23 protein-coding genes are annotated in these 22,457 nt (G+C 66.9%); 6 read left to right on the top strand and 17 right to left on the bottom strand.

Going from position 1 to position 22,457, the window contains the following annotated elements:
- Nucleotides 1–10: 10 nt before the first annotated feature.
- The gene (locus AC1U2B_RS15445; RefSeq protein ID WP_480217453.1) at nt 11–1,186 is read right to left on the bottom strand and encodes an NAD(P)/FAD-dependent oxidoreductase; all 1,176 of its coding nucleotides are present in this window, start codon (nt 1,184–1,186) and stop codon (nt 11–13) included.
- Between the two features lie 89 nt (nt 1,187–1,275).
- Nucleotides 1,276–1,740, bottom strand: coding sequence for an Rv2324 family transcriptional regulator (locus AC1U2B_RS15450; RefSeq protein ID WP_260971222.1), 465 nt, complete (start codon nt 1,738–1,740; stop codon nt 1,276–1,278).
- A gap of 121 nt (nt 1,741–1,861) precedes the next feature.
- Between AC1U2B_RS15450 and ddaH the strand changes: the two genes are divergently transcribed.
- Genes ddaH through AC1U2B_RS15465 form a run of 3 tightly spaced genes read left to right on the top strand, consistent with a single transcriptional unit; the run spans nt 1,862 to nt 4,767 of the window.
- A complete protein-coding gene (gene ddaH, locus AC1U2B_RS15455; RefSeq protein ID WP_480217454.1) occupies nt 1,862–2,740 on the top strand; it encodes a dimethylargininase in 879 nt (292 codons plus the stop codon).
- Nucleotides 2,734–3,981, top strand: coding sequence for an ornithine--oxo-acid transaminase (gene rocD / locus AC1U2B_RS15460; protein WP_480217455.1), 1,248 nt, complete (start codon nt 2,734–2,736; stop codon nt 3,979–3,981). Before ddaH ends, rocD begins: the two co-directional genes overlap by 7 nt.
- A 9-nt stretch (nt 3,982–3,990) precedes the next feature.
- Complete coding sequence (locus AC1U2B_RS15465) at nt 3,991–4,767, top strand: hypothetical protein (protein WP_480217456.1); 777 nt, start codon at nt 3,991–3,993, stop codon at nt 4,765–4,767.
- A 1-nt stretch (nt 4,768) separates the two neighbouring features.
- Here AC1U2B_RS15465 and AC1U2B_RS15470 read toward each other — a convergent pair whose 3' ends face one another.
- The 9 genes from AC1U2B_RS15470 to AC1U2B_RS15510 all read right to left on the bottom strand — a co-directional run bounded on the left by AC1U2B_RS15470 (nt 4,769) and on the right by AC1U2B_RS15510 (nt 14,036).
- A complete protein-coding gene (locus tag AC1U2B_RS15470) occupies nt 4,769–5,620 on the bottom strand; it encodes a mycofactocin-coupled SDR family oxidoreductase (protein ID WP_043402174.1) in 852 nt (283 codons plus the stop codon).
- Nucleotides 5,621–5,710: 90 nt separating this feature from the next.
- Nucleotides 5,711–6,538, bottom strand: a complete 828-nt coding sequence (locus AC1U2B_RS15475; RefSeq protein ID WP_480217457.1) for an SHOCT domain-containing protein — start codon at nt 6,536–6,538, stop codon at nt 5,711–5,713.
- Nucleotides 6,539–6,591: 53 nt separating this feature from the next.
- A complete protein-coding gene (locus tag AC1U2B_RS15480) occupies nt 6,592–7,311 on the bottom strand; it encodes a PP2C family protein-serine/threonine phosphatase (protein WP_480217458.1) in 720 nt (239 codons plus the stop codon).
- A 226-nt stretch (nt 7,312–7,537) separates the two neighbouring features.
- The gene (gene tuf / locus AC1U2B_RS15485; protein WP_043401684.1) at nt 7,538–8,728 is read right to left on the bottom strand and encodes an elongation factor Tu; all 1,191 of its coding nucleotides are present in this window, start codon (nt 8,726–8,728) and stop codon (nt 7,538–7,540) included.
- An 89-nt stretch (nt 8,729–8,817) separates the two neighbouring features.
- Complete coding sequence (fusA, locus tag AC1U2B_RS15490; RefSeq protein ID WP_043401682.1) at nt 8,818–10,920, bottom strand: elongation factor G; 2,103 nt, start codon at nt 10,918–10,920, stop codon at nt 8,818–8,820.
- Nucleotides 10,921–11,053: 133 nt separating this feature from the next.
- Nucleotides 11,054–11,524, bottom strand: a complete 471-nt coding sequence (gene rpsG / locus AC1U2B_RS15495; RefSeq protein ID WP_020101372.1) for a 30S ribosomal protein S7 — start codon at nt 11,522–11,524, stop codon at nt 11,054–11,056.
- On the bottom strand, nt 11,524–11,898 hold the full coding sequence (gene rpsL / locus AC1U2B_RS15500; RefSeq protein ID WP_020101371.1) for a 30S ribosomal protein S12: 375 nt from the start codon (nt 11,896–11,898) through the stop codon (nt 11,524–11,526). Before rpsL ends, rpsG begins: the two co-directional genes overlap by 1 nt.
- 299 nt (nt 11,899–12,197) lie before the next feature.
- Nucleotides 12,198–13,379: a SecDF P1 head subdomain-containing protein gene (locus tag AC1U2B_RS15505; RefSeq protein WP_480217459.1), complete on the bottom strand. Its 1,182-nt coding sequence runs from the start codon at nt 13,377–13,379 to the stop codon at nt 12,198–12,200.
- A 15-nt stretch (nt 13,380–13,394) separates the two neighbouring features.
- The gene (locus AC1U2B_RS15510) at nt 13,395–14,036 is read right to left on the bottom strand and encodes a TetR/AcrR family transcriptional regulator (RefSeq protein WP_043402168.1); all 642 of its coding nucleotides are present in this window, start codon (nt 14,034–14,036) and stop codon (nt 13,395–13,397) included.
- A gap of 241 nt (nt 14,037–14,277) precedes the next feature.
- On the opposite strand from AC1U2B_RS15510, the gene AC1U2B_RS15515 reads away from it, so the two are divergent.
- Together AC1U2B_RS15515 and AC1U2B_RS15520 are read left to right on the top strand one after the other, a co-directional pair.
- Nucleotides 14,278–14,646, top strand: coding sequence for a DUF3060 domain-containing protein (locus AC1U2B_RS15515; protein ID WP_237162731.1), 369 nt, complete (start codon nt 14,278–14,280; stop codon nt 14,644–14,646).
- Nucleotides 14,647–14,694: 48 nt separating this feature from the next.
- Nucleotides 14,695–15,129, top strand: coding sequence for a DUF3060 domain-containing protein (locus tag AC1U2B_RS15520; RefSeq protein WP_418004983.1), 435 nt, complete (start codon nt 14,695–14,697; stop codon nt 15,127–15,129).
- Nucleotides 15,130–15,136: 7 nt separating this feature from the next.
- On the opposite strand, the gene AC1U2B_RS15525 is transcribed toward AC1U2B_RS15520, so the two are convergent.
- The 4 genes from AC1U2B_RS15525 to AC1U2B_RS15540 all read right to left on the bottom strand — a co-directional run bounded on the left by AC1U2B_RS15525 (nt 15,137) and on the right by AC1U2B_RS15540 (nt 19,271).
- The gene (locus AC1U2B_RS15525) at nt 15,137–15,901 is read right to left on the bottom strand and encodes a crotonase/enoyl-CoA hydratase family protein (RefSeq protein ID WP_480217460.1); all 765 of its coding nucleotides are present in this window, start codon (nt 15,899–15,901) and stop codon (nt 15,137–15,139) included.
- A complete protein-coding gene (locus tag AC1U2B_RS15530) occupies nt 15,898–16,614 on the bottom strand; it encodes a PaaX family transcriptional regulator C-terminal domain-containing protein (RefSeq protein ID WP_480217748.1) in 717 nt (238 codons plus the stop codon). The genes AC1U2B_RS15525 and AC1U2B_RS15530 overlap by 4 nt, the downstream gene beginning before the upstream one ends.
- Before the next feature lie 14 nt (nt 16,615–16,628).
- Nucleotides 16,629–17,546, bottom strand: a complete 918-nt coding sequence (locus AC1U2B_RS15535; protein WP_480217749.1) for a crotonase/enoyl-CoA hydratase family protein — start codon at nt 17,544–17,546, stop codon at nt 16,629–16,631.
- 102 nt (nt 17,547–17,648) lie between these two features.
- Entirely contained in the window at nt 17,649–19,271 is a 1,623-nt protein-coding gene (locus tag AC1U2B_RS15540) for an acyl-CoA dehydrogenase family protein (protein WP_480217461.1), read from the bottom strand.
- Nucleotides 19,272–19,432: 161 nt separating this feature from the next.
- Here AC1U2B_RS15540 and AC1U2B_RS15545 point away from each other — a divergent pair, with 161 nt between their 5' ends.
- Nucleotides 19,433–20,227 (top strand): MBL fold metallo-hydrolase, encoded by a 795-nt coding sequence (locus tag AC1U2B_RS15545; protein ID WP_480217462.1) that lies wholly within the window; start codon nt 19,433–19,435, stop codon nt 20,225–20,227.
- Nucleotides 20,228–20,254: 27 nt separating this feature from the next.
- On the opposite strand, the gene AC1U2B_RS15550 is transcribed toward AC1U2B_RS15545, so the two are convergent.
- Both AC1U2B_RS15550 and AC1U2B_RS15555 read right to left on the bottom strand, forming a co-directional pair.
- The gene (locus AC1U2B_RS15550; RefSeq protein ID WP_480217463.1) at nt 20,255–21,667 is read right to left on the bottom strand and encodes an amino acid permease; all 1,413 of its coding nucleotides are present in this window, start codon (nt 21,665–21,667) and stop codon (nt 20,255–20,257) included.
- A gap of 31 nt (nt 21,668–21,698) precedes the next feature.
- Nucleotides 21,699–22,448: a deoxyribonuclease IV gene (locus AC1U2B_RS15555; RefSeq protein WP_480217464.1), complete on the bottom strand. Its 750-nt coding sequence runs from the start codon at nt 22,446–22,448 to the stop codon at nt 21,699–21,701.
- Nucleotides 22,449–22,457: the final 9 nt, after the last annotated feature.

Here is a 22,457-nt window from a genome sequence, read left to right on the forward strand (position 1 = left end):
CGTGCACAAATCACTGCAGGACGTCGGCGATCGGCACCGCGGCCGCGACCTTGGCCCGGTTCTTCATGACCTTGCCCGGCATGCCGCCGCCGACGACGCCGCTGACCGCACCGTCGCGCTCGTAGAACGCCAGGAACTTGCGGCCGTCGTCCTCGACGATGTGCACGGTGTCGCCGGCCTTGGGCTCACCCAGGCACTGGATCTTGACGTCGTACTGGTCGCTCCAGAAGTACGGCACCACGACCGCGGCGGTGGCATCCTGGCCCAGCATCGCCGGCACGATGACCCGCGCCTGCTCGGCCACGTTGCTCCAATGCTCCACCCGCACTTGATGTCCCGCGCCGTCGCGCCAGGAGGCGACGTCACCGATGGCCCACACATTGGGGGCGCTGGTGCGGCCGGCGGCGTCGCACACCACGCCGTTGTCGACCGCGATACCGCTGCCCTCGAGCCAGTCGGTCGACGGGCGCGAACCGATCCCGACGACGACGACGTCGGCGTCCAGTTCAGAACCGTCCGCCAGCTGCACCTTCTCGACGTGGCCGGTGCCGGTCACGCCGGTGACCCCGACGCCGCACCGCACGTCGACGCCCTCGGCACGGTGCAGCCGCGCCACCAGTTCGCCGATCTCGGTACCGAGCACCGACGCCAGCGGCGTGGGCTGCGGCTCGACGATGGTCACCTCGACGCCCAACTTGCGCAGGCTGGCCGCCACCTCACACCCGATGAACCCGGCGCCGATCACCACAGCACGCTTGGCCGCACCGGCGTGCTCGCGCAGTGCCAGCGACTCGTCGTAGGTACGCAGCACCCGGATGCCGTCGAGAGCCGGCAGCGACGGGATGGTCCTGGGCACCAGGCCCGTGGCGATGACCAGCTCCTCATAGCCGACGACCTCACCGTTCGCGAGAGTCACCGTCTGGGCGCCGGTGTCGAGCTTGGCCGCACCCGAGCCCAGCAGCAGCGTGATGTTGTTCTCGTCGTAGAACTCGGCCGGCTTGAGCGTCGTGTCGTCGACCTCGGCCCGCAGCACATCCTTGGACAGCGGCGGCCGGTCGTACGGCAGATGGACCTCATCGCTGATCAGCGTGATCGGCCCGGCGTACTCGGCCTTGCGCAGTTGCTCGGCGGTGCGCGCGGCGGCCAGACCGCCACCGACAATGACGATGCCTCCGTTTGTAGTCACGTGGGCTTTCTTACACGATGCTGCCGGTGCCAGGTAGGCCACCCTGTGCTTGGTTGCTCAGCAGACCACCAGGCGGCGCCGACTCGGGGTCAGCCCCGCTCCCAGCTCCCCCGCACCCCGCGCTCCACGATGTTGGACAGCACCACGATGCTTTCGCTGCGCTCGATCGCCGCACTGCCGCGGATGCGCTCCAGCACCGCCTCCAGATGTCTCATGTCCCGGGTCAGGAGATGCAGGATGGCGTCGGACGTGCCGGTCACCGTGGCGGCCGAGACCACCTCGGGGATGCCCTCCCAAGCCTCGCGCAGCTGGGCCGGCGTGATGGTGCCCTGGCAGTACACCTGGACGTATGCCTCTGTCCCCCAACCGATCACGTTCCGGTCGACGACCGTGGTGAAGCCGCGGATGACGCCGGTGGCGAGCAGTCGGTCGACCCGCCGCTTGACCGCGGGGGCCGACAGGCCCACCCGCTCACCGATCTCGGCGAACGTGGCGCGCGCGTTGTCCGCCAATTCGGCCAGGATGCGCTCGTCCGTCTCGTCGACGCTTTCCACCGGCCGCACACCTCCCTCACGCAATAGATTGCCGAATCGCGAGTGATCACACAATAGATCTGTTACACACGCGCAACAAGCATCGATTGCTTGCGTGCACAAGTGCTCCTACCATCGAATTATGACGATTACTGATGTCGTCAAGATGGCGACACCAAATTCAGGTTGGCGACCAGACCGGGTAGCCCGCCCCAGGCACTATGTGATGACCCGGCCGACGCATTTCGCCGTCGAATATGCGATCAACCCCTGGATGGACACCTCCGCCAGCGTCGACACCGCACTGGCGGTGCGCCAGTGGGAGCACCTGGTCCAGACCTACCGGAGCCTCGGGCACACCGTCCAGCTGGTCGACCCGATCCCGGGACTGCCCGACATGGTGTACGCCGCCAACGGCGGGCTGGTCCTCGACGACGGCTTCGAGAAGGTCGCCATCATCGCCCGCTTCACCTACCCCCAGCGGACCGGAGAATCGGTGGCCTACGCCGGGTGGCTGCTCGACCACGGCTACTGCCCGCTGTACACCGAGCACACCAACGAGGGCCAGGGCGACCTGCTGATCATCGGCTCAAAGATATTGGCCGGCTATGGCTTCCGCACCGACCGCCAGTCGCACGACGAGGTCGCCAAGCTGTCCGGCCTGCCGTTGACCAGCCTGCAGCTGGTCAACCCCCGCTTCTACCACCTCGATACCGCACTCGCCGTGCTCGATGACGACACCATCGCGTTCTATCCCCCGGCGTTCGGCGCCACATCGGTGGCGTTGCTGCGCAAGATGTTTCCGGGCGCCATCGAGGTCGCCGATGCCGACGCCCACGTGCTCGGCCTGAACGCGGTATCGGACGGGCTGAACGTCGTGCACCCGGCCGCAGCCACCGGCTTCGCCGCGCAACTCTCCGCCGCCGGTTTCCGGCCGGTCGGCGTGGAGCTGTCCGAGTTGCTCAAGGGCGGCGGCTCGGTGAAATGCTGCACGCTGGAGGTGTACCCGACGTCATGCTGAAAGCCGTTGCGGGAACACCGGAAACATCCGGAAGCACGGCTGAGCTGATCGACCTCGACAACCGCTACGCCGCGCACAATTACGCGCCGCTGCCGGTGGTCGCCGTGTCCGCCGACGGGGTGTGGATCACCGACCCCGAGGGACGCAGATACCTGGACTGCCTGGCGGCGTATTCGGCCGTGAACTTCGGCCACCGCAATCCCGAGATCCTCGCGACCGCCCACGCCCAGCTGGACACGGTGACCCTGGTGAGTCGCGCGTTCCACTCCGACCGCCTGGGCCCGTTCTGCGCCGCCCTCGCCCAGCTGTGCGGCAAGGACCTGGTGCTGCCCATGAACAGCGGCGCCGAGGCCGTCGAGAGCGCGATCAAGGTCGCGCGCAAGTGGAGTCGGGATGTCAAAGGGCTGACGGATCCGAACATCGTTGTGGCGCACAACAACTTCCACGGCCGCACCACGACGATCATCAGCTTCTCCGATGACGAGACGGCCCGGCGGGGCTTCGGCCCGTACACACCAGGCTTCCGCTCGGTGCCGTTCGGCGACGCCGATGCACTCGCGGCGGCCATCGACCACAACACCGCCGCGGTGCTGATCGAGCCGATCCAGGGCGAGGCCGGCATCATCGTGCCGCCCGATGACTATCTGCCGCGCGTACGCGCACTGTGCACCGAACACAACGTGCTGATGATCGCCGACGAAATCCAGTCCGGCCTGGCCCGCACCGGCCACACCTTCGCGTGCGACCACTGGGACGTCGTGCCCGACGTCTACCTGCTGGGCAAGGCACTGGGTGGGGGCATCGTGCCGCTTTCGGCGGTGGTGGCCGACCACGATGTGCTCGGCGTGCTGCACCCCGGCGAGCACGGGTCGACGTTCGGCGGCAATCCGCTGGCCGCCGCGATCGGCGCCACGGTGGTCGGCATGCTACAGCGCGGCGAATTCCAGTCCAGATCAACCGAACTCGGCCGGCACCTGCACGCCCGTCTGACAGAGATGATCGGGCACGGCGTGACCGCCGTGCGTGGGCTGGGCCTGTGGGCGGGCGTCGACCTCGACCCGGCGGTCGGCACCGGACGGGAGGTCAGCCTGCGACTGGCAGAACGCGGCGTGCTGGCCAAGGACACCCACGGCCCGACCCTGCGGTTCGCCCCACCACTGGTGATCACCGCGGCCGAAATCGATTGGGCGATGGACCGATTCGCCGAGGCACTGGCCACGCCACCGACGGTGCGGTGGTAAACCCATAGGATGCGCTTCAATCCGCCGCCCAACTGGCCGCCGTTTCCACCGGATTGGCGACCGGGCCCGGACTGGCAGCCGGATCCGTCCTGGCCCCCGCCACCACCGGGCTGGGCGCTCTGGGTGGACGACCAACAACGCTACGCCCCAACAGAACCGGGGCCGCCGCATCGGTCCAGCGCGCGGAAATGGTGGATCATCGGCGGTGCGGTGCTGGCGGTAACAGCTCTGGTCGCGGGCGGCACGGTCGTCGCCACCAAACTCTCGCGCGGCGACGGTGCGGCCCACGGCGAGCCGACGACACCGTTCAGCGGCCTGACCATCGTGCCGACACACCCGCCGGAGCCGACGAACTTCAACACCTGGACCCGCGTCGGCGGCGTCGACGCCACCTTCACCAACGACGGCCGCGCGGTGCGCCTCGACCCGCACGACGCCGTCGACACCCCGAAGCCGGCGTGGGCGGGCCTGATCCAACCCGGTGATCCGGCATGCTCACTGCGGTTCACCGGACGCGTTCGCAGCGCGACGGGCGGCTACGCCCTCGGCCTCACCGCTGCCGCCAGTCCCCCCGATACGGACTCGGGCCCGATCCCGACACCGCTCGACAACGACTGGCACGTAATCGATGTGACGATCACCAAGACCGGCGAAGTATCGGTCGATGTCGACGGAAAATCCGCAGTGCGCCGCACGCTGGCACCCGGCTGCGGCCGGCCCGCGATCAGAGTGTCAGGCGGCGCAACGGAATTCGCCGACGTGCTGGTCGGGCAGGTGGCTCCGTAACTCAGTACTTCATGACGCCGCGGTCGACGGCGATCTGAGAACCGGAGATGGTCCCCGCGCCCGGCCCGGCCAACCAGGTCACCACGTCGGTGACCTCTTCCGGCGTCATGAATTCCTGCAGACCGGCCTTGCCGTCGTGTGCGACGGGCTTGTACGGCATCGGCGCGAAGCTGTGCAGGTAGTTCGGGTACTTGGAGAAGATCGCGCCCATGGCCTCCGGCTCGATCATCGGCGTCATGATCGAGTAGGGATGGATCGAGTTGACCCGGATGCCGAACTCGCCCACCTCGAGGGCCAGTGCGTTGGTCAGACCGACGAGGCCGAACTTGGAGGCCGCGTAGTGACCGTTGCCCGGCGTCGCCTTGAGGCCCGCCGAGGAGCTCACGATGATGATCGACCCGCCGTTGCCCGCCTCGATCATCGCGGGCACCACGGCCCGGATGGTGCGCCAGGTGCCGGACAGGTTGACGTTGACGACGCTGTCCCACTGGTCCTCGTCCATCTCGAACAGACGTCCCCAGCTCAGCACGCCGGCATTGGCGACCAAGATGTCGAGCCGACCGAACTGCTCGACCGCGTCGGCGACGACCTGCTGCTGGGCAGCCAGGTCGCGGATGTCGACCTCGCGGGCGAGGACCTTGCGGCCCTCGGCTTCGACCAGTCGCGCGGTCTCCGCGAGATCGTCCGACGTCGGCATCGGGTAGGTGATGGTGTGCGAGACGGGACCGCAGATGTCGATGGCGACGATGTCGGCGCCCTCACGTGCCATCCGGATGGCATGCGCCCGGCCCTGCCCACGGGCAGCCCCGGTAATGAACGCCACCTTGCCTTCGAGTGCTCCGCCTGCCGTCATTGCCAGTCCCTTCATCACGCCGGAATCCACCGCCACGCTAGCAGCAAAACTAGAACGCGTTCTAGTGCCTCCCCGAAGGCGGCCCGCCGGCTACAACTCGGCGATGATCTGGGCGCGCTTGGCGGTGTACTCGGCCTCGCTGATGGTGCCCATCGCGCGCAGCGTCTCGATCTCCTGCAGCCGCTGCGCAGTCGATGGCGCCGGCTGTGGCGCAACGGGCTGCGCCGGCGCAGCCGGCGCAGGTGCTGGCGTACGCTCGGCGGCCGTGGCCCGTCGAACCACGTCCATCACCTGTTGGCGCACCGCCGGATTCGACCGCAGGTCGGCGATCCCGCTGAGCGCCACCCCGTTGGACTTGAGGATCTGCAGGATGTCCATGATCGGACCCGAGCGGCCGGTCAGGTCATAGGTGCGGCCGTCCTGCTCCGAGGTCAACCGGACCGGCATCATGCCCGACACCAATGCGCTTCGCTCCCAGTCGATGTGGAACTTGTTGGTGGCCGGGTTGACCATCACGACGAGCTTGCGGGCCGTGATCATCGGCAACCGGCTCACCGACGCCAGCACCTTGTCCTGCGCTTCGAACGGAGCCAGCTGCGGCCCGGTGATGTGCAGATTCAGTTTCACCAGTGGCTGGTCATTGACCCGGGTACCGGTCTCCCCGATCCCGATGACCTCGGCCAGCCCCAGCACGCCGCTGGCCTCGAGCTCCTCGCGCTCCGCCGACCGCATCTCGCCGAAGCCTGCCAACCCCAGCGCGACGAGTACGTCGATCGCCGTGACCAGCAGACCGGTCCAGAACATCCACTTCATCAGTTCGTCCTGGCCGGAGAAGAAGTACACCGCCAGGAAGATCGGGCCGACCAATCCACCACACAGCAGCACCAGGGCCTGTGCCTTGAGGTAACGCACCAACATTCGAGCCACGCTCCTTGATCAGCTGAACCGCTGCGAGAGACTCTAGTGTCGCGTCAGTCGGCGAGGACGTCCAACAGGACGAACGAGAAATTGTCGGCGGCACCGTTGGCCCGGGCCGTCCCGATGATGATGGCCGAACCGTCGCCCCGGTCGTTGCACGCCGTGGCCGCCTGCAGATCGTGATGCTCCATCTGACCGTGCACCCCGTCCGAGCACATCAGGTAGCTACCCGGCTGCAGCGGCGTCGCGGTCAGGTGGGCAGCGATGGGCACGCCCTGGCCGAGTGACTGGGTGATGATGTTGGTGGGCCGGCCCGCCGCGTCGAGGACGGCGTCGTCGACCGACACCTGCGTCAGCGTCTCACCGGCGACCGAATACACCCGGCTGTCCCCGACGTTGAAGACGATCGCCTCGTCGGCCGTCAGGCAGACGCCGGCGATGGTGGTGCCCATCCCGGCCAGCTCGGTGTCGCGGCCCATGTCGTACAGCCAGTCACTGACGTACGACAGCGACGACGTGATGTCGTCGCCGCCGGTCCAGCCCGGCGACATGGTCGCGATCATGCTCAGCGCCGTCCGGCTCGCGACATCGCCGCCGACGTGCCCGCCCATGCCGTCGCACACCGCGCAGACGAACGGGGACCCCGGCTGCATCCGCATGTCCACCAGAACACCGTTGTGCGTCTGGCTGACCCAGCCGCCGACCATCACCGCATCTTCGTTGCGCTTCCGACGTAGTCCGGTGTCGGTGAATGCCCGCACGTTCACCCGCACGACAGGCCACCCCTCATCGCGTTCCCCTCCATCGCGAACGATCCTGCCATCTTGCCCGCAACTATCGAGCGCCGACACCGCTTTCTCGCCGGTGAGACTGCGCCGGCGGCGCTCCGGACTCACCGTGGCGCGCCGTAGCCGCCGAGTCGACGCGGGCGATGCGGACTCAAAAGCGAAGCGCCGCCCACCCTTTCGGGTGAGCGGCGCTCCGCTTGGAAAAACTAGATCACTTGATGATCTTGGTAACGCGACCCGCGCCGACGGTACGACCGCCCTCACGGATGGCGAAACGCAGACCCTCGTCCATGGCGACCGGCTGGATCAGCACGACGGAGATGTCGGTGTTGTCACCGGGCATAACCATCTCGGTGCCCTCGGGCAGGGTAACCACGCCGGTCACGTCCGTGGTACGGAAGTAGAACTGCGGGCGGTAGTTGTTGAAGAACGGCGTGTGGCGGCCGCCCTCGTCCTTGGACAGGATGTAGACGCTGCCCTCGAACTCGGTGTGCGGGGTGGTGGTGCCGGGCTTGACCACAACCTGGCCACGCTCGACGTCCTCGCGCTTGATGCCACGAACCAGCAGACCGACGTTGTCGCCGGCCTGGCCCTGGTCGAGCAGCTTGCGGAACATTTCCACACCGGTGACGGTGGTCTTGGTCGTGGTCGGGCGGATGCCGACGATCTCGACCTCTTCGTTGACGTTGATCACGCCACGCTCGACACGACCGGTCACCACGGTGCCACGACCGGTGATGGTGAAGACGTCCTCAACGGGCATCAGGAACGGCTTGTCGGTCTCGCGAACCGGGTCCGGGATGGACTCGTCGACGGCCTCCATGAGCTCCTCGACCGACTTCACCCAGGTGGCGTCGCCCTCGAGCGCCTTCAGCGCCGAGACGCGGACCACGGGGGCGTCCTCGTCGAAGTCCTGAGCGGCCAGCAGTTCGCGGACCTCGAGCTCGACGAGCTCCAGGAGCTCCTCGTCCTCGACCATGTCGGACTTGTTCAGTGCGACCAGGATGTAGGGCACGCCGACCTGGCGAGCGAGCAGCACGTGCTCACGGGTCTGCGGCATCGGGCCGTCGGTGGCGGCGACCACGAGGATTGCGCCGTCCATCTGAGCAGCACCGGTGATCATGTTCTTGATGTAGTCAGCGTGACCGGGGGCGTCCACGTGGGCGTAGTGGCGCTTCTCGGTCTGGTACTCAACATGCGAGATGTTGATGGTGATACCGCGCTGACGCTCCTCGGGCGCATTGTCGATCTGGTCGAACGCACGCGATTCGTTCAAATCGGGGTACTTGTCGTGCAGAACCTTGGTGATTGCTGCAGTCAGCGTGGTCTTGCCGTGGTCAACGTGACCGATGGTCCCGATGTTGACGTGCGGCTTCGTCCGCTCGAACTTCGCCTTCGCCACTGTGGTGTCCTCCTGGACTTGTTGGTGCTTGGTTAAGCAGTGTTGATGTGTTCAGTTGTGTCGTCCGCCGCGGCGGAACGGGTCAGAGACTACTGGCCCGTCGCCTTGGCGATGATCTCCTTCGACACGTTCGCCGGAACTTCGGCGTACGAGTCGAACACCATGGAGTAGTTTGCCCGGCCCTGGGTCTTCGACCGGAGGTCGCCGACGTAGCCGAACATTTCAGACAGCGGAACCTGTGCCTTGACGACACGTGCACCGCTGCGCTCCTCCATGGCCTGGATCTGGCCACGGCGGGAGTTCAGGTCGCCGATCACGTCGCCCATGTAGTCCTCGGGCGTGGTGACCTCGACCGCCATGATCGGCTCCAGGATGACGGGCTGCGCCGCAGACGCAGCCTTCTTCAGTGCCTGCGAACCGGCGACCTTGAAGGCCATTTCCGACGAGTCGACGTCGTGGTAGGCACCGTCGAGCAGCGTCAGCTTCAGGTTCACCAGCGGGTAGCCGGCCAAGATGCCGTACTGCATGGCGTCCTGCGCACCGGCATCCACCGACGGGATGTACTCACGCGGGATGCGGCCACCGGTGACCTTGTTCTCGAACTCGTAGGTCGCACCATCTTCGCCGACGAACGGCTCGATGCTGATGATGACCTTCGCGAACTGGCCCGAGCCACCGGTCTGCTTCTTGTGGGTGAATTCCACGTTCTGCACGGCCTTGCGGATGGTCTCGCGGTAGGCGACCTGCGGCTTGCCGACGTTGGCCTCGACCTTGAACTCGCGACGCATGCGGTCCACCAGGATGTCCAGGTGGAGCTCGCCCATGCCGCCGATGACGGTCTGGCCGGTCTCCTGGTCCAGGTGCACCTTGAAGGTCGGGTCTTCTTCGGCGAGCTTCTGGATCGCCGTACCCAGCTTCTCCTGGTCGCTCTTGGTCTTGGGCTCGATGGCCACCTCGATAACCGGGTCCGGGAAGGTCATGGACTCCAGCACGATCTGGTTGCTCGGGTCGCACAGGGTGTCACCGGTGGTGGTGTCCTTGAGGCCGATGACCGCGTAGATGTGGCCGGCGGCAGCCGAGTCGACCGGGTTCTCCTTGTTGGAGTGCATCTGGAACAGCTTGCCCAGACGCTCCTTCTTGCCCTTGGTCGAGTTGATGACCTGAGCACCGGAGTCGACCTTGCCCGAGTAGACGCGGACGTAGGTCAGCTTGCCGAAGAACGGGTGCGTCGCAACCTTGAACGCCAGGCCGGAGAACGGCTCGTCGGCGGACGGCTTGCGCGAGATGATCTCGTCTTCCTTGCCCGGGACGTGGCCTTCGGCGGCCGCGACGTCCAGCGGGGTCGGCAGGTAGTCGATGACCGCGTCGAGCATGGGCTGCACACCCTTGTTCTTGAACGCGGAACCACACAGCACCGGGTAGGCGGCGCTGGTGACGGTCAGCTTGCGCAGACCGGCCTTGATCTCATCGATCGTCAGCTCTTCGCCACCCAGGTACTTCTCCATGAGCTCGTCGTCGGTCTCGGCGACGGCCTCGATCATGGCGAGACGGTACTCGTCGGCCTTCTCCTGAAGGTCGGCCGGGATGTCGATGGTCTCGTACTTCTCACCGAGCTTGGTCTCGCCGCGCCAGACCTTGGCCTTCATCTCGACCAGGTCGACGATGCCCTCGAAGTCGCCCTCGGAGCCGATCGGCAGCTGGATCGGGATGACGTTCGCGCCCAGGCGGTCCTTCATGGTCTGGACCGAGAAGTAGAAGTCCGCGCCCAGCTTGTCCATCTTGTTGACGAAACAGATGCGGGGGACGTCGTACTTGTCGGCCTGGCGCCACACCTGCTCGGACTGCGGCTCCACACCTTCTTTGCCGTCGAACACGGCAACGGCACCGTCGAGCACGCGCAGCGAACGCTCCACCTCGACGGTGAAGTCGACGTGGCCCGGGGTGTCGATGATGTTGATCTGGTTGTCGTTCCAGAAGCAGGTGGTGGCAGCGGACGTGATGGTGATACCACGCTCCTGCTCCTGCTCCATCCAGTCCATCGTGGCGGCGCCGTCGTGGACCTCACCGATCTTGTACGAGATACCGGTGTAGAAGAGGATGCGCTCGGTCGTCGTCGTCTTACCGGCGTCGATGTGCGCCATGATGCCGATGTTGCGGACCTTGTTCAGATCGGTCAGCACGTCCTGTGCCACGGCTAGGTTCCCACTCTTTCAGTTGCTTTGGTGCATCCGCTTTGTCCGGCAGGACATTCGGTTGCGAGCCCGGGAGGGCGGTCAGTTGTGAATCAGATGCGCCGGCCGCCGGCATTGGCGGCCGGCGATTGAGTCACCAGCGGTAGTGCGCGAAGGCCCGGTTCGCCTCGGCCATCTTGTGGGTGTCCTCACGTCGCTTGACGGCGGCACCCAGGCCATTGCTGGCGTCCAGGATTTCGTTGGCCAGGCGCTCGACCATGGTCTTCTCGCGGCGAGCCTTCGAGAAGCTGACCAGCCAGCGCAGCGCCAGGGTGGTCGAACGGTCCGGACGGACCTCAACCGGCACCTGGTAGGTCGCGCCACCGACACGGCGGCTGCGGACCTCGAGGGACGGCTTGACGTTGTCCATGGCGCGCTTCAGCGTCACGACGGGGTCGGTGCCGGTCTTCTCGCGAGCCTGCTCAAGGGCGCCGTAGACGATGCGCTCGGCCAGCGACTTCTTGCCGTCCAGCAGCACCTTGTTGACGAGCTGGGTAACCAGCTGCGAACCGTAGACCGGGTCGTTGACCAGCGGCCGCTTCGGCGCGGGGCCCTTGCGTGGCATTAGCTCTTCTCCTTCTTGGCGCCGTAGCGGCTGCGTGCTTGCTTGCGGTTCTTCACACCCTGGGTGTCCAGCGAGCCGCGGATGATCTTGTAACGCACACCGGGGAGGTCCTTCACACGACCGCCACGCACGAGCACCATCGAGTGCTCCTGCAGGTTGTGGCCTTCACCCGGGATGTAGGCCGTGACCTCAACCTGGCTCGTCAGCTTCACGCGGGCGACCTTGCGCAGAGCCGAGTTCGGCTTCTTGGGGGTGGTGGTGTACACGCGGGTGCACACACCACGGCGCTGCGGGCTGCCCTTGAGCGCCGCGGTCTTGACCTTGGCGGTCTTGTCGTGGCGACCCTTGCGGACCAGCTGGTTGATGGTTGGCATCTATCGGCTTTCTCTATTGCGTGTCGTACTGCGGTTTAAGACTCTGTACTGCTGTTTTCGTCCGATCGCATACCCCGCGTCCGGGCGTGTCGCACGAGGCCAGGTACAAACCTTGCGGTGCACCACGGACATGCGAATTGGCCCGGCGTGCAGGCTTGCCTACAAACACAATGAATGCAAGCGCCCAGTCGGCCAGGCACGAACCACCACGATACCAGTACGGACCGCCACGATCCAAACTCGCCCAGAGGACTCAAACCGCAGGTCAGGGCGGTGCGGCCGGGACGGTGACCAACACCTTATCCCTGGCGGAACGCCCGTCGGCTCATCAGAACGACTCCGAGGATGACCGCAAAGATCACCACCACCCCGCCGCCGAGAACCGCGATCCGAGGCACCGACCAGAACGATGGGGCGATCTGTTTCGTCTGCACCGACTGCACCGATACCGGCAACGGCAGGGCCCCGCCGGCCACCACCGCGGCAAACGACTTCGCCGAATCGGCGGTGAACTGCCCATGGATCTGGGTGCGTCCGGTCGTCATGGGCTCCAGCAGCGCCGGCGCGCTGACCACCTGGGTGTCGACGGCGAAGGCGGCCCGGGCACCGATGTTGGCGCTGGTGAACGTCGACCAGATATCGGCGGCCTTGTCGTCGAAGGTCACGAAGACGACGTAGTCGCCGCGCTGCCCGCTCTGGCGGGCCGAGGCGTCCTTGATCTGGTCGCCGCCGATGATCGACTTGTCCAGCAGATACACCTGTTTGTGGTCGTCGGAGCAGGTGATCAGCGGCAGATTCGGGTCGTCGTGGTCGGCCAGCTGATCCGGCTGATCGCAGCGGGTCGCCTGGAACTGCAGCGCCAGCAGCTGGATCTGTGGCTGCGCACTCTGCCGTAGTGCCTTCTCGTCAGCGATGCGCCGGCTGTCGGCCACCTGCGGGGTCTGCGGCGACGGCGATGGGTACGTCGGGTCGGGCTGCGCCGGGATCGCGTGGATCACCGGCCTTATATAGAGGCGGCCCGTGGCGGTGACGCCCCGCAACTGGGCTTCGGTCACGTCGGTCGCGGTGACCTTGAGAATGTTCCCGTCCAGCCCGACGGCGACGTCGCGCCCGCCGAGGTGCCCGAGCCGCGATTCGACGACCTTGCGCGTCTGTGCCAGTGCGTCCGGGGTCGGTGCCGTTCCCGGCTGCTGCTGAATCTGCAACGACGCCTGGACGACGGGGCGGGGTTCGCCGGCGCGCCAGATGTCCTTGGTGAAGAACACCGTCGCGCCATAACTCAGTACCAGCACCGCCAAGACCAGGGCGACCAGCCAGCGGGGTACGCCGGACTGCGCGGCGACGGGTTGCGGCGGCCATGGGGGCACCATCCCCGGCGGCAGGTAGCCCGGCGGGGGTGCGGGCGGCGGCAGGAAGCCCGGCGTCGTTTCCGGTGACTGAGGCGGTGGCGGTGGTTGCCACCCGCTGTGGTCGTCAGACATCACGCGCTCCCCTGATCAAGCCGAGTCGCGCTCGTTCATCCCTCGCGCCAGTCGCACGACCATGTCGGTGAACACCGCGTCGGTGTCGACGCCGTCCATCACACCCGTCATCTCCAGCAGCACGAAACCGTGCAGTGCCGACCAGAACTCCAGCGCCGCATAGAAGGCGTTCTCGCCGTCGAGTCCGTATGACGCCAGGACCGCGATCACCGGCCCGGCCGCCGCGTGCGTGGCCGCGGTGTACTCCGGGTCGTCGCCGCCCAGCGGCATCCGGGTGAATGCCGAGTACCGGCCCGGATGGTGATGGGCATAGCTGCGGTAGGCACTGGCCATCGCCATCACCGCATCGTCGCGGCTGCGGCCCTCGCCGACGGTGTTGAGCATGCCGATGATGTCGTCGATGACGCGCATCCGGACTGTGCGGCGCAGGTCATCGAGGCTCTGCACGTGGTTGTACAGCGACGGGCCCTTGGTGCCCAGCTGGTTGGCCAGGGCATTGATGGTCAGCGAATCCCAGCCCTCGCGATCGAGGAACGTCAGGGCCGCGGCCACGATCGAGTCCCGGCTGAGCTTGGTGGTGCGTGCAGTCGCCCGCGACCGTGCCGGCGCAGCCGGTCGGGCATCCCCAACCGCTTGCGACTCTGGCCGAGGTGCCATCTGCCCGATCCTCCGGTGTTCGATCTTGGGTTCCATCGGCCGCGGCGCGGCCAGTTAACTAATGACTCTAACCTCTAGACGCTGCGGATACGTGGCCAATTCGGCGAATCTTGTAACCGCGTCTCATCGGGAGTCCCACAGAACGGACGAACCTACTCCGCAGCACGTACCCCGCAACGTAGGCTCCCAGATACCGAACCACGGCGCACATCATCGCCAGACCAGAACGAAGGGAACCATCGTGAGTCGCAAAGCGTGGGGAACCGCATTGGTTGCCGGACTGCTGACGGTCCCCTTCACGGTCGGCGCACCGAACGCCGCTGCGGTCAACGACGACACCCACATCGTCGGTCAGGGCATCAACCAGACCATCGACTGCCACGGTGGCACCCTCATCGTCAACGGCAGCGGCAACACCATCAACGCTTTCGGCACCTGCTGGGCAGTGACCGTCCAGGGCTCGTCCAACACGATCATCGCCGACACGATCGTCAATGACGTCACCGCTTACGGGTTCAATCAGACGGTCATATTCCACAATGGGGATCCGGCACTCATCGACATCGGGCGCCAACTCGGTTTGGGAAATCGGCTGAACAAGATTCCCTGACCGGGGCCCGCACCAGGTGCCGGTAACGCCGACAGGGAGGGACACCCCATGAACCCCAACCGAATCGCAATCGCGGCGGGCGTCGTCGCCGCTGCCGCGCTGGTGCTGACCGGCTGCGGATCGCAGGACAACAAGACCGGTGGCACCGGCTCGAGCGCCGCCGGCACGGCAGGCACCTCAGCGGCGGCGCCGACCACGGCGCAGGTCGAGGTCGGCAACACCATCAACTACAGCGCGGTGGGCACCACCCGCGAAATCGATTGCGCCAACGGCAAATCGCTGACAGTGGGCGGCGCCAACAACACGCTGACCGTCAAGGGCACCTGCGCGAAGGCGAACATCGGCGGCACCGACAACAAGGTGACCTTCGAAAAGGTCGACCAGGAGCTCGACGTCGTCGGCATGCACGCCACCGTCACCTACAAGGACGGGGCACCGAAGGTCAACAACACCGGTACCGGCAACACCGTCAGCAAGGGCTAGCGAAGCCCTACGCTGTGGCGCCGTGCCGGCCCGCTCCCCCGGCGAACCGCTGCGCGCCCGCGATCGACTCCTCGGCCACCTGAGCCAGGCTGGCGAACTCGAATTCCATTGCGGATTCCTCGGATTCGCCCCACTGCCACAACGCGGACAGCCGGTCGGCGCGCAGACACAACTGCGGCAGCGCGGCCAATTGATGGGCCAGTTCTTCGGCCTTCTCGCGGGCCTGCCCGTGCGGCACGACCCGGTTGGCCAGACCGATCTGCAGCGCCTCGGCGGCGTCGACGGCGCGGCCGGTGAGGATCAGGTCCATGGCGCGGCTGTGCCCGATCAGCCGCGGCAACCGGACCGTGCCGCCGTCGATGAGCGGAACACCCCAGCGCCGGCAGAACACGCCGAAGGTGGCGTCCTCCTCCACCACGCGCAGGTCGCACCACAACGCCAGCTCCAGTCCGCCGGCGACGGCATAGCCGCTGACCGCGGCGATCACCGGCTTGGACAGCATCATCCGGCTCGGGCCCATCGGACCCGGCCCGGTCCGGTGCGTCTGGTTCATCTCCGGGGTGCCGAACGCCTTGAGATCGGCTCCGGCACAGAAGGTTCCGTGGTCTCCCCACAGCACCGCGACCGCCGCGGCATCGTCGCGGTCGAAATCGTCGAACGCCTGGTACAGCGCCGCCGCCGTCGGCCCGTTGACGGCGTTGCGGGCGCCGGGCCGGTCGATGATGACCGTCGTCACCGGCCCGTTCTTCTCGACCCGCACTGGTTCGGTCATATTGCCTCCATCGGTTCGTCGCGCCGCCCGGTCAATTCGGCGGCGAAGTCTGAGTAGGCCTGCCGCAGCTGCATACCCGGCCAGTCGTCCGGGAGCAGTTCGGCGGGCAGCACCGGGTCGGCCAGCAGGTGCCGCACGATCGCGGCCGCCGCCACGAACCGGCCGGGTACATCTGGTGCCGAGCCGATTTCGTCGAGCAGTTGACGTGCGGTGGTGATCCAGGCGGGCAGATCCCACAGCGCGGCAGCCAGCCCAGCGGGGTCGTCGTCCCGGCTGGTCAGCACCCGGGCATTCGCCGTGACCTCTGCCGGGAGGTCACCGGCGAGATTGGCCGGGCGCAGCCACACGCCCTCGCGGAGTTCGGCGAACCTGTTCTGCAACAGGTCGTTTCGCAGGTCGGCGCGAGTCCGAGCATCGGCGCCGACCGTGGTGATGACGACGGTCACCCAGTCGCCGTGCCATGGGCGGGTCTTGGGGTCGATGGCGGCGTCCTGCCGTCGTTGCCGTGCCAGCAGGCGGTCGGCGAGCCGGTAACCGTCGGCCGAACGCACCAGGTCACCGGCGCTGACCATCCTGGTCAGCGCCACCCGCAGCGTCTGCTCCTTGATGTCGAAATCCGAAGTGAGCCGGACCAACTCGGCCGCGGACGCCCACGCCGGATGAGCGCCCAGCAGCACGCTGAGCACCACCGACCGCGCGGTCATCCGCTTCAGATCAGCCATGGCTGTCAGACCCCGGAGGCAACCCGGCCCGCATCCCCGTATGGATCGTCGCGGTGCCGCACCGCCTGCCGGAACCCGTGCTCGACGGCGTCGGCGACAAACGCATGACCTTCGGGCGTATGCCGGGCGATGCCGTCGAACACCGTGCTGACCATCCGGCTGGTCGCAACCCCCTGCTGCAGCAACGAGGTGTTGCACGCCAGCTTCGCCATGATCAGCTGGTTGACCGGCATGGCCGCAATGCGTGCGACGAGGCGCTCGGTGCGTTCGTCGAGTTCTTCGGGCTCCGGCGCCTCGACAGCCAAGCCCCACTCGGCGGCCTGCGCCCCGGTGATGCAATCCCCGGTGAACAGCAGACGTTTCGCGCGCTGGTCGCCCAGTCGGTGCGCCCACAGCCCGCCGGCGGGCACGCCCCACACCCGCATCGGCGGGTAGCCGATCTTCGCGTCGGACGCCGCGATGACCTGGTCGGCGTGCAGCGCGATGTCGGTGCCGCCGGCCACGCAGTAGCCGTGGATCTTCACGACGGTCGGCTTGTCGCAGTGCATCAGGCTCGAGAAGCCACGGACGAACCGGCTCATCATCTGGTAGTCGATCATCGGATCCCAGGGCTGATTCGGCAGATGGTTGACGGCCTGGGTGTGGCCGTCGAGCACGGTGCCCTGGTGTTCCGAACCGCCGGCGGCTCCCGTGCCGTCGGCGTAGGCGCTCAAGTCGAAACCGGCACAAAACCCTTCGCCCCGGCCCGACACCAGGATCACGTGCACGCTCGGATCGAGGTCGGCCCGCTCGACGCAGGCCGCCAATTCCAGCGGGGTATCCGCGACGATCGAGTTGCCCTTCTCGGGACGATTGAACGTGATCCGGGCGACCCGGTCGGTGACCTCGTAGGTCATGGTCTTCAGGTTGTCGAAATCCACCAGCTCAGCCTTCCCGCGAGCAGACGCAAAACTGTCCAAAACGGGCGTTTTGGGACAGTTTTGTTGGGGGTACCTCCCTCTGGGGGACTGCTCGGCAGTAGAAATTCAGCCCTTGACCAGGGCCCGTTCGATGATCGGCGCCAGGTCGAGGCCGGTGGGCAGCGTGCCGAAGGCGCCACCCCACTGGCGGTCCAGGCGGCTGACGAGGAATGCCTCGGCCACCGCGGGGTGACCGTGCCGCACCAGCAGCGCGCCCTGCAGGGCCAGCGAAATGTCCTCGGCCACTTTGCGTCCGCGGTATTCCATGGTCTGCGGATCGGTGAGCTGCGCCTTGAGCGCGCTGACATGCGCGTCCAGGCGGGGGTCCTGCGCCTGCGCCAACTCGTCGAACAGCACGTCGACGCACTCGGGCTTGGTCACCATGGCGCGGAGGGTGTCCAGCGCGCTGACATTGCCCGAACCTTCCCAGATGCCCATCAGCGGGGCCTCGCGGTAGAGCCGCGGCATGCCGGATTCCTCGGCGTAGCCGTTGCCTCCGAAGCACTCCATGGCCTCCGCGGCGTGCGGCGTCGCGCGCTTGCACACCCAGTACTTGGCCGCGGCCAAACCGATTCGGCGGAACAGGCTTTCGCGCTCGTCACCGCGGACGGCCCGGTCGGTGGCGCCGGCCATCCGCATCGCCAGCATGGTGGCGGCCTCGGCTTCGACCGCCATGTCGGCCAGCACGTTACGCATCAGCGGCTGATCGATCAGGTAGGCGCCGAAGGCCTTGCGGTGCTGGGCGTGGTGCACGGCCTGGGTCAGGCCCGTGCGCATGCTGGTGGCGCTGCCCAGTGTGCAGTCCAAGCGGGTCAGGTTGACCATCTCGATGATGGTCGGGACGCCGCGGCCCTCCTCGCCGACCAGCCAGACCGTCGCACCGTCGTACTCGATCTCGCTGGAGGCATTGGCGTGGTTGCCGAGCTTGTCCTTGAGCCGCTGGATGAACATGCGGTTGCGCGTGCCGTCGGGCAGCACCCGGGGCAGGAAGAAGCAGGACAGCCCGCCGGGCGCCTGGGCCAGCACCAGGAACATGTCGCCCATCGGCGCCGAGGTGAACCATTTGTGGCCGCGCAGCGAGTAGGTGCCGTCGCCGTTGGGGGTGGCCTGGGTGGTGCCTGCGCGGACGTCGGAGCCGCCCTGCTTCTCGGTCATCGACATGCCCGCGGTGATACCCGCTTTGGTGGCAGGTACTTTCAGCTCGGGGTCGTACACGCGGCTGGTCAGCAGCGGCTCGTAGACCTTGGACAGTTCGGGGTTGAACCGCAGCGCCGGGACGACGGCGTAGGTCATCGAGATCGGGCAGACGTGGCCCGGTTCGGGGGTCCAGGCCGACATCTTCGCCGCGCGGACGACGTGTGCGCCGGGACGGTCGTCGGCCCACGGGGCCCCGTGCAGGCCGTGCTTCACCGCCGCGGTCATCAGCTGGTGGTAGGCGGGGTCGTATTCGACCTCGTCGACGCGGTGCCCGTAGCGATCGTGCGTGTGCAGGATCGGGACGTTGCGGTCCGCCAGTTCACCCCAGCGCTGCGCGACCCGGCTGCCGCCGAGTTCGCCGACAGCGTGCACCTCGTCGACGCCCCACTCCCCGCCTTCGCGGATCAGGGCCTCGGCCAGCGCCGGGAAGGTGGCGGGGTTGTAGTCCTGCAGCGGCGGAACCTGATTGGTGACGACATGCGTATCAGCCATGTCCCCACTATTACACTTTTCCGACAGTCGCACAAGAACTGTATATATGAATAGCGGAACGCGGTCGGGCGATCAACTGGAAAGAATCTCAATACACTCGCGACGGAGCTGACCGATGAGTGCCGGCGGTCAGCAGACACGCAACTCCCAGGAGCCCCACCATGCCTCTGGCCCAACAAGGTTGTGCTGCATTGGTTGTCGGCGGCCCGACCACCGTGCTCGATCTCGGCGGACTACGCATCGTCAGCGACCCGACCTTCGACGCCCCCGGGCCACAGGGGTACTTGACGAAAACCCAAGGCCCGGCCGTCGCAGAGGAACAAATCGGCGCCGTCGACGTCGTCCTCGTCAGCCACGACAACCACGCTGACAACTTCGACGAGCGCGGCCGCGCCTTCGCCAAGAACGCGCCGTTGCTGCTCACCACCATGGGCGGAGCCAGACGCCTAGGCAGCCCAGCCGTTGGATTGCGACCGTGGAGCACCTACACCCTCACCCGGCCCGATACCGGCGAGTTCAACGTCACCGCCGTCCCTGCCGTCCACGGTCCCGAAGACGGTGACCGGGACCCCGACGGGTACGTCAACTGCGAAGTCATCGGGTTCGTGCTTTCCGGCAGCACGGTGCCCACCGTCTACATCAGCGGCGACAACGCCTCCCTTCGCACTGTCGCCGAGATCGCACGTCGCGTCGGCACCATCGACGCAGCCATCCTGCACGCCGGCGCCGCCCGCGTGCCCGGAAAGTTCCGGCATCGAGCGGTCAGTCTCGACAGCATCCGAACCGCGGCCGCCGCCGCGGTTCTGGGCGCCCCGGTCAACATCCCGGTCCACTACGACGGTTGGGCACACTTCACCGAAGGCCGCGACGACATCGCACGCGCCTTCGACGACGCCGGTATCACCGCCGCCCTGCGCATCGCCAACCACGGCACCTGGCTGTCGTTGCAGCCATAGGCGGTGCCGCGTCGGGGCTGCGATTCGCTAGTGCCGCGTCACGACCTCGGTGGCGCGATCGCCGCGGTGCACGAAGTACCCCAGCGTCACGATGACGAACCAGATGGCACCCACCAGAATCGCGGTCCGGCCGTCATCGGTGAAGAACAGCAGCACGACCACGAGCGCCAGGAACCCGAGCGCCAGGAACGTCGTGTACGGCGCCCCCGGCAGGCGGTAGTCCGACGCCGGCAGCACGCCGGCGGCCACCCGCTGGCGATAGATCAAGTGCGACACCAGGATCGAGCCCCACACGAAGATGATGCCGATGGTCGACACCGAGGTGATGTAGGCGAACGCCTTGTCCGGCGACAGGTAGTTCACCAGGACGCCGACGCCCATGGTGAGGACCGAGAAGCAGATGGCCAGCATCGGCACATGCCGGCTGCTCAGCGCCTGCAGACCGGCGGGCGCGTCACCGCGCTGCGCCAGGCTGCGCACCATGCGGCCCGTCGAATAGATACCCGAGTTGCACGACGACAGCGCCGCCGTCAGCAGGATGAAGTTCACGATGCCCGCGGCCGCCGGGATGTTCAAGTACTGGAACACCGCGACGAACGGGCTCTGCCCGGCGTGGTAGTTCCGCCAGCCCTGCACCGACAGGATGACGATCAGCGCGCCGACGTAGAACAGGCCGATGCGGAACGGCAGCGTGTTGATGGCCTTGCGCAGCGTCACCTTCGGGTTCTCGGCCTCGCCCGCGGTGACACCGACCAGCTCCACACCGACGTAGGCGAACACCACGATCTGCAGGCTCAGCAACGCCGAGCTGAAGCCCGTCGGGAAGAAGCCGCCGTCGTTCCACAGGTTGCTCAGGCTCGGGCCGGTGACCGGGCCGAAACCGGCGATGGGCAGCAGCACCCCGATGCCGATGAGGATCATGCCGATGATCGCGGTCACCTTGATCATCGAGAACCAGAACTCGGCCTCGCCGAAGATCTTCACCGAGATCAGGTTCGCGGTGAACAGCACCAGCAGGACGACCAGCGCCGTCACCCACTGCGGGATGTCGTGTCCAAACGGCCAGTACTGCACGTACTTGCCGGCGACGGTGATCTCGGCCATGCACGTCGTGGCCCACACCGCCCAGTACGTCCACCCGTTCGCGAAGCCGGCGAAGCGGCCCATGAACTCCTCGGCGTACTCCGAGATGCTGCCCGACACCGGGCGGTAGACCAGCAGCTCACCGAGCGCCCGCATGATGACGAACACGGCCAGACCCGCGGTGAGGTAGGCCAGGATCAGCGCCGGACCGGCCTTCTCGATGGCCCCGCCCGCGCCGTAGAACAGGCCGGTACCGATGGCCCCGCCGATCGCGATCATCTGCACGGTTCTGGCGGACAGGCCACGCTCGTAGCCGGCGTCGGGTGTCTCTGTTACCTCAGTGTTGGCGTCTTGCACCCGACGGGTTTATCACAATTGTCGGTGCTGACTAAACGTTCTCGCGGAGGAACACGATGTCGTCCTTGCGGCCGTCCTCGGACGTCTCGCAGATGACGGGAGCGTCCGCAGCGCGGACCACCGCTGCCAGCAACTGCGGGTCGATCTGGCCCGAACCGAAGTTCGCGTGCCGGTCGGCCCCGGAACCGGCGGCGTCGCGGGAGTCGTTGCAGTGCACCAGATCGATGCGGCCGGTGATGGTCTTGATCCGTTCGACCGCGTCGACCAACGCCTCCCCCGCCGCCCAGGCATGGCAGGTATCCAGACAGAAACCGATGCCCTTGTCCCCGATGCGGTCCCACAGCCGGGCGATGGTGTCGAAGTGCCGCGCCATGGCGTGCTCACCGCCGGCGGTGTTCTCCAGGTACACCGGCATGTCGGTCTTGAGCGCGTCGAGCGCCTTCACCCAGCGCTCGAAGCCGGCATCCATGTCGTTGTCGTCGGCGTGCCCGCCGTGCACGATCACGGCCGTCGCGCCGATCTCGGACGCGGCATCGCAGGTGTCCTGGAGGATCTTGCGCGACGGGATGCGCACCTTGTTGTTGGCCGACGCGACGTTGATCAGGTACGGCGCGTGGACGTACAGCGGCACTGTGGACGCCCGCAGCACTTCTGCATCCTCGCGGGGCGCGGGCTTCTTCCAGCTCTGCGGGTTCCCCAGGAAGAACTGCACCACATCGGCGCCGTCGGCAGCGGCCGCGGCCAGAGGATCGGTGTTGTCGACGTGCGAACCAATCAGCATGTGGCCCAG

The sequence above is a fragment of the Mycolicibacterium sp. P4_G11 genome, assembly GCF_056555145.1.

Bases quoted from the DNA above. Each gene is read 5' to 3' on its own strand.
- AC1U2B_RS15520 (WP_418004983.1), top strand. From the start codon at position 14,695: ATGAACCCCAACCGAATCGCAATCGCGGCGGGCGTCGTCGCCGCTGCC.
- AC1U2B_RS15555 (WP_480217464.1), bottom strand. From the start codon at position 22,448: ATGCTGATTGGTTCGCACGTCGACAACACCGATCCTCTGGCCGCGGCC.
- AC1U2B_RS15505 (WP_480217459.1), bottom strand. From the start codon at position 13,379: ATGTCTGACGACCACAGCGGGTGGCAACCACCGCCACCGCCTCAGTCA.
- AC1U2B_RS15475 (WP_480217457.1), bottom strand. From the start codon at position 6,538: ATGTTGGTGCGTTACCTCAAGGCACAGGCCCTGGTGCTGCTGTGTGGT.
- AC1U2B_RS15540 (WP_480217461.1), bottom strand. From the start codon at position 19,271: ATGGCTGATACGCATGTCGTCACCAATCAGGTTCCGCCGCTGCAGGAC.
- rpsL (WP_020101371.1), bottom strand. From the start codon at position 11,898: ATGCCAACCATCAACCAGCTGGTCCGCAAGGGTCGCCACGACAAGACC.
- AC1U2B_RS15525 (WP_480217460.1), bottom strand. From the start codon at position 15,901: ATGACCGAACCAGTGCGGGTCGAGAAGAACGGGCCGGTGACGACGGTC.
- AC1U2B_RS15470 (WP_043402174.1), bottom strand. From the start codon at position 5,620: ATGACGGCAGGCGGAGCACTCGAAGGCAAGGTGGCGTTCATTACCGGG.
- rpsG (WP_020101372.1), bottom strand. From the start codon at position 11,524: ATGCCACGCAAGGGCCCCGCGCCGAAGCGGCCGCTGGTCAACGACCCG.
- AC1U2B_RS15510 (WP_043402168.1), bottom strand. From the start codon at position 14,036: ATGGCACCTCGGCCAGAGTCGCAAGCGGTTGGGGATGCCCGACCGGCT.
- AC1U2B_RS15545 (WP_480217462.1), top strand. From the start codon at position 19,433: ATGCCTCTGGCCCAACAAGGTTGTGCTGCATTGGTTGTCGGCGGCCCG.
- AC1U2B_RS15465 (WP_480217456.1), top strand. From the start codon at position 3,991: ATGCGCTTCAATCCGCCGCCCAACTGGCCGCCGTTTCCACCGGATTGG.
- ddaH (WP_480217454.1), top strand. From the start codon at position 1,862: ATGACGATTACTGATGTCGTCAAGATGGCGACACCAAATTCAGGTTGG.
- rocD (WP_480217455.1), top strand. From the start codon at position 2,734: ATGCTGAAAGCCGTTGCGGGAACACCGGAAACATCCGGAAGCACGGCT.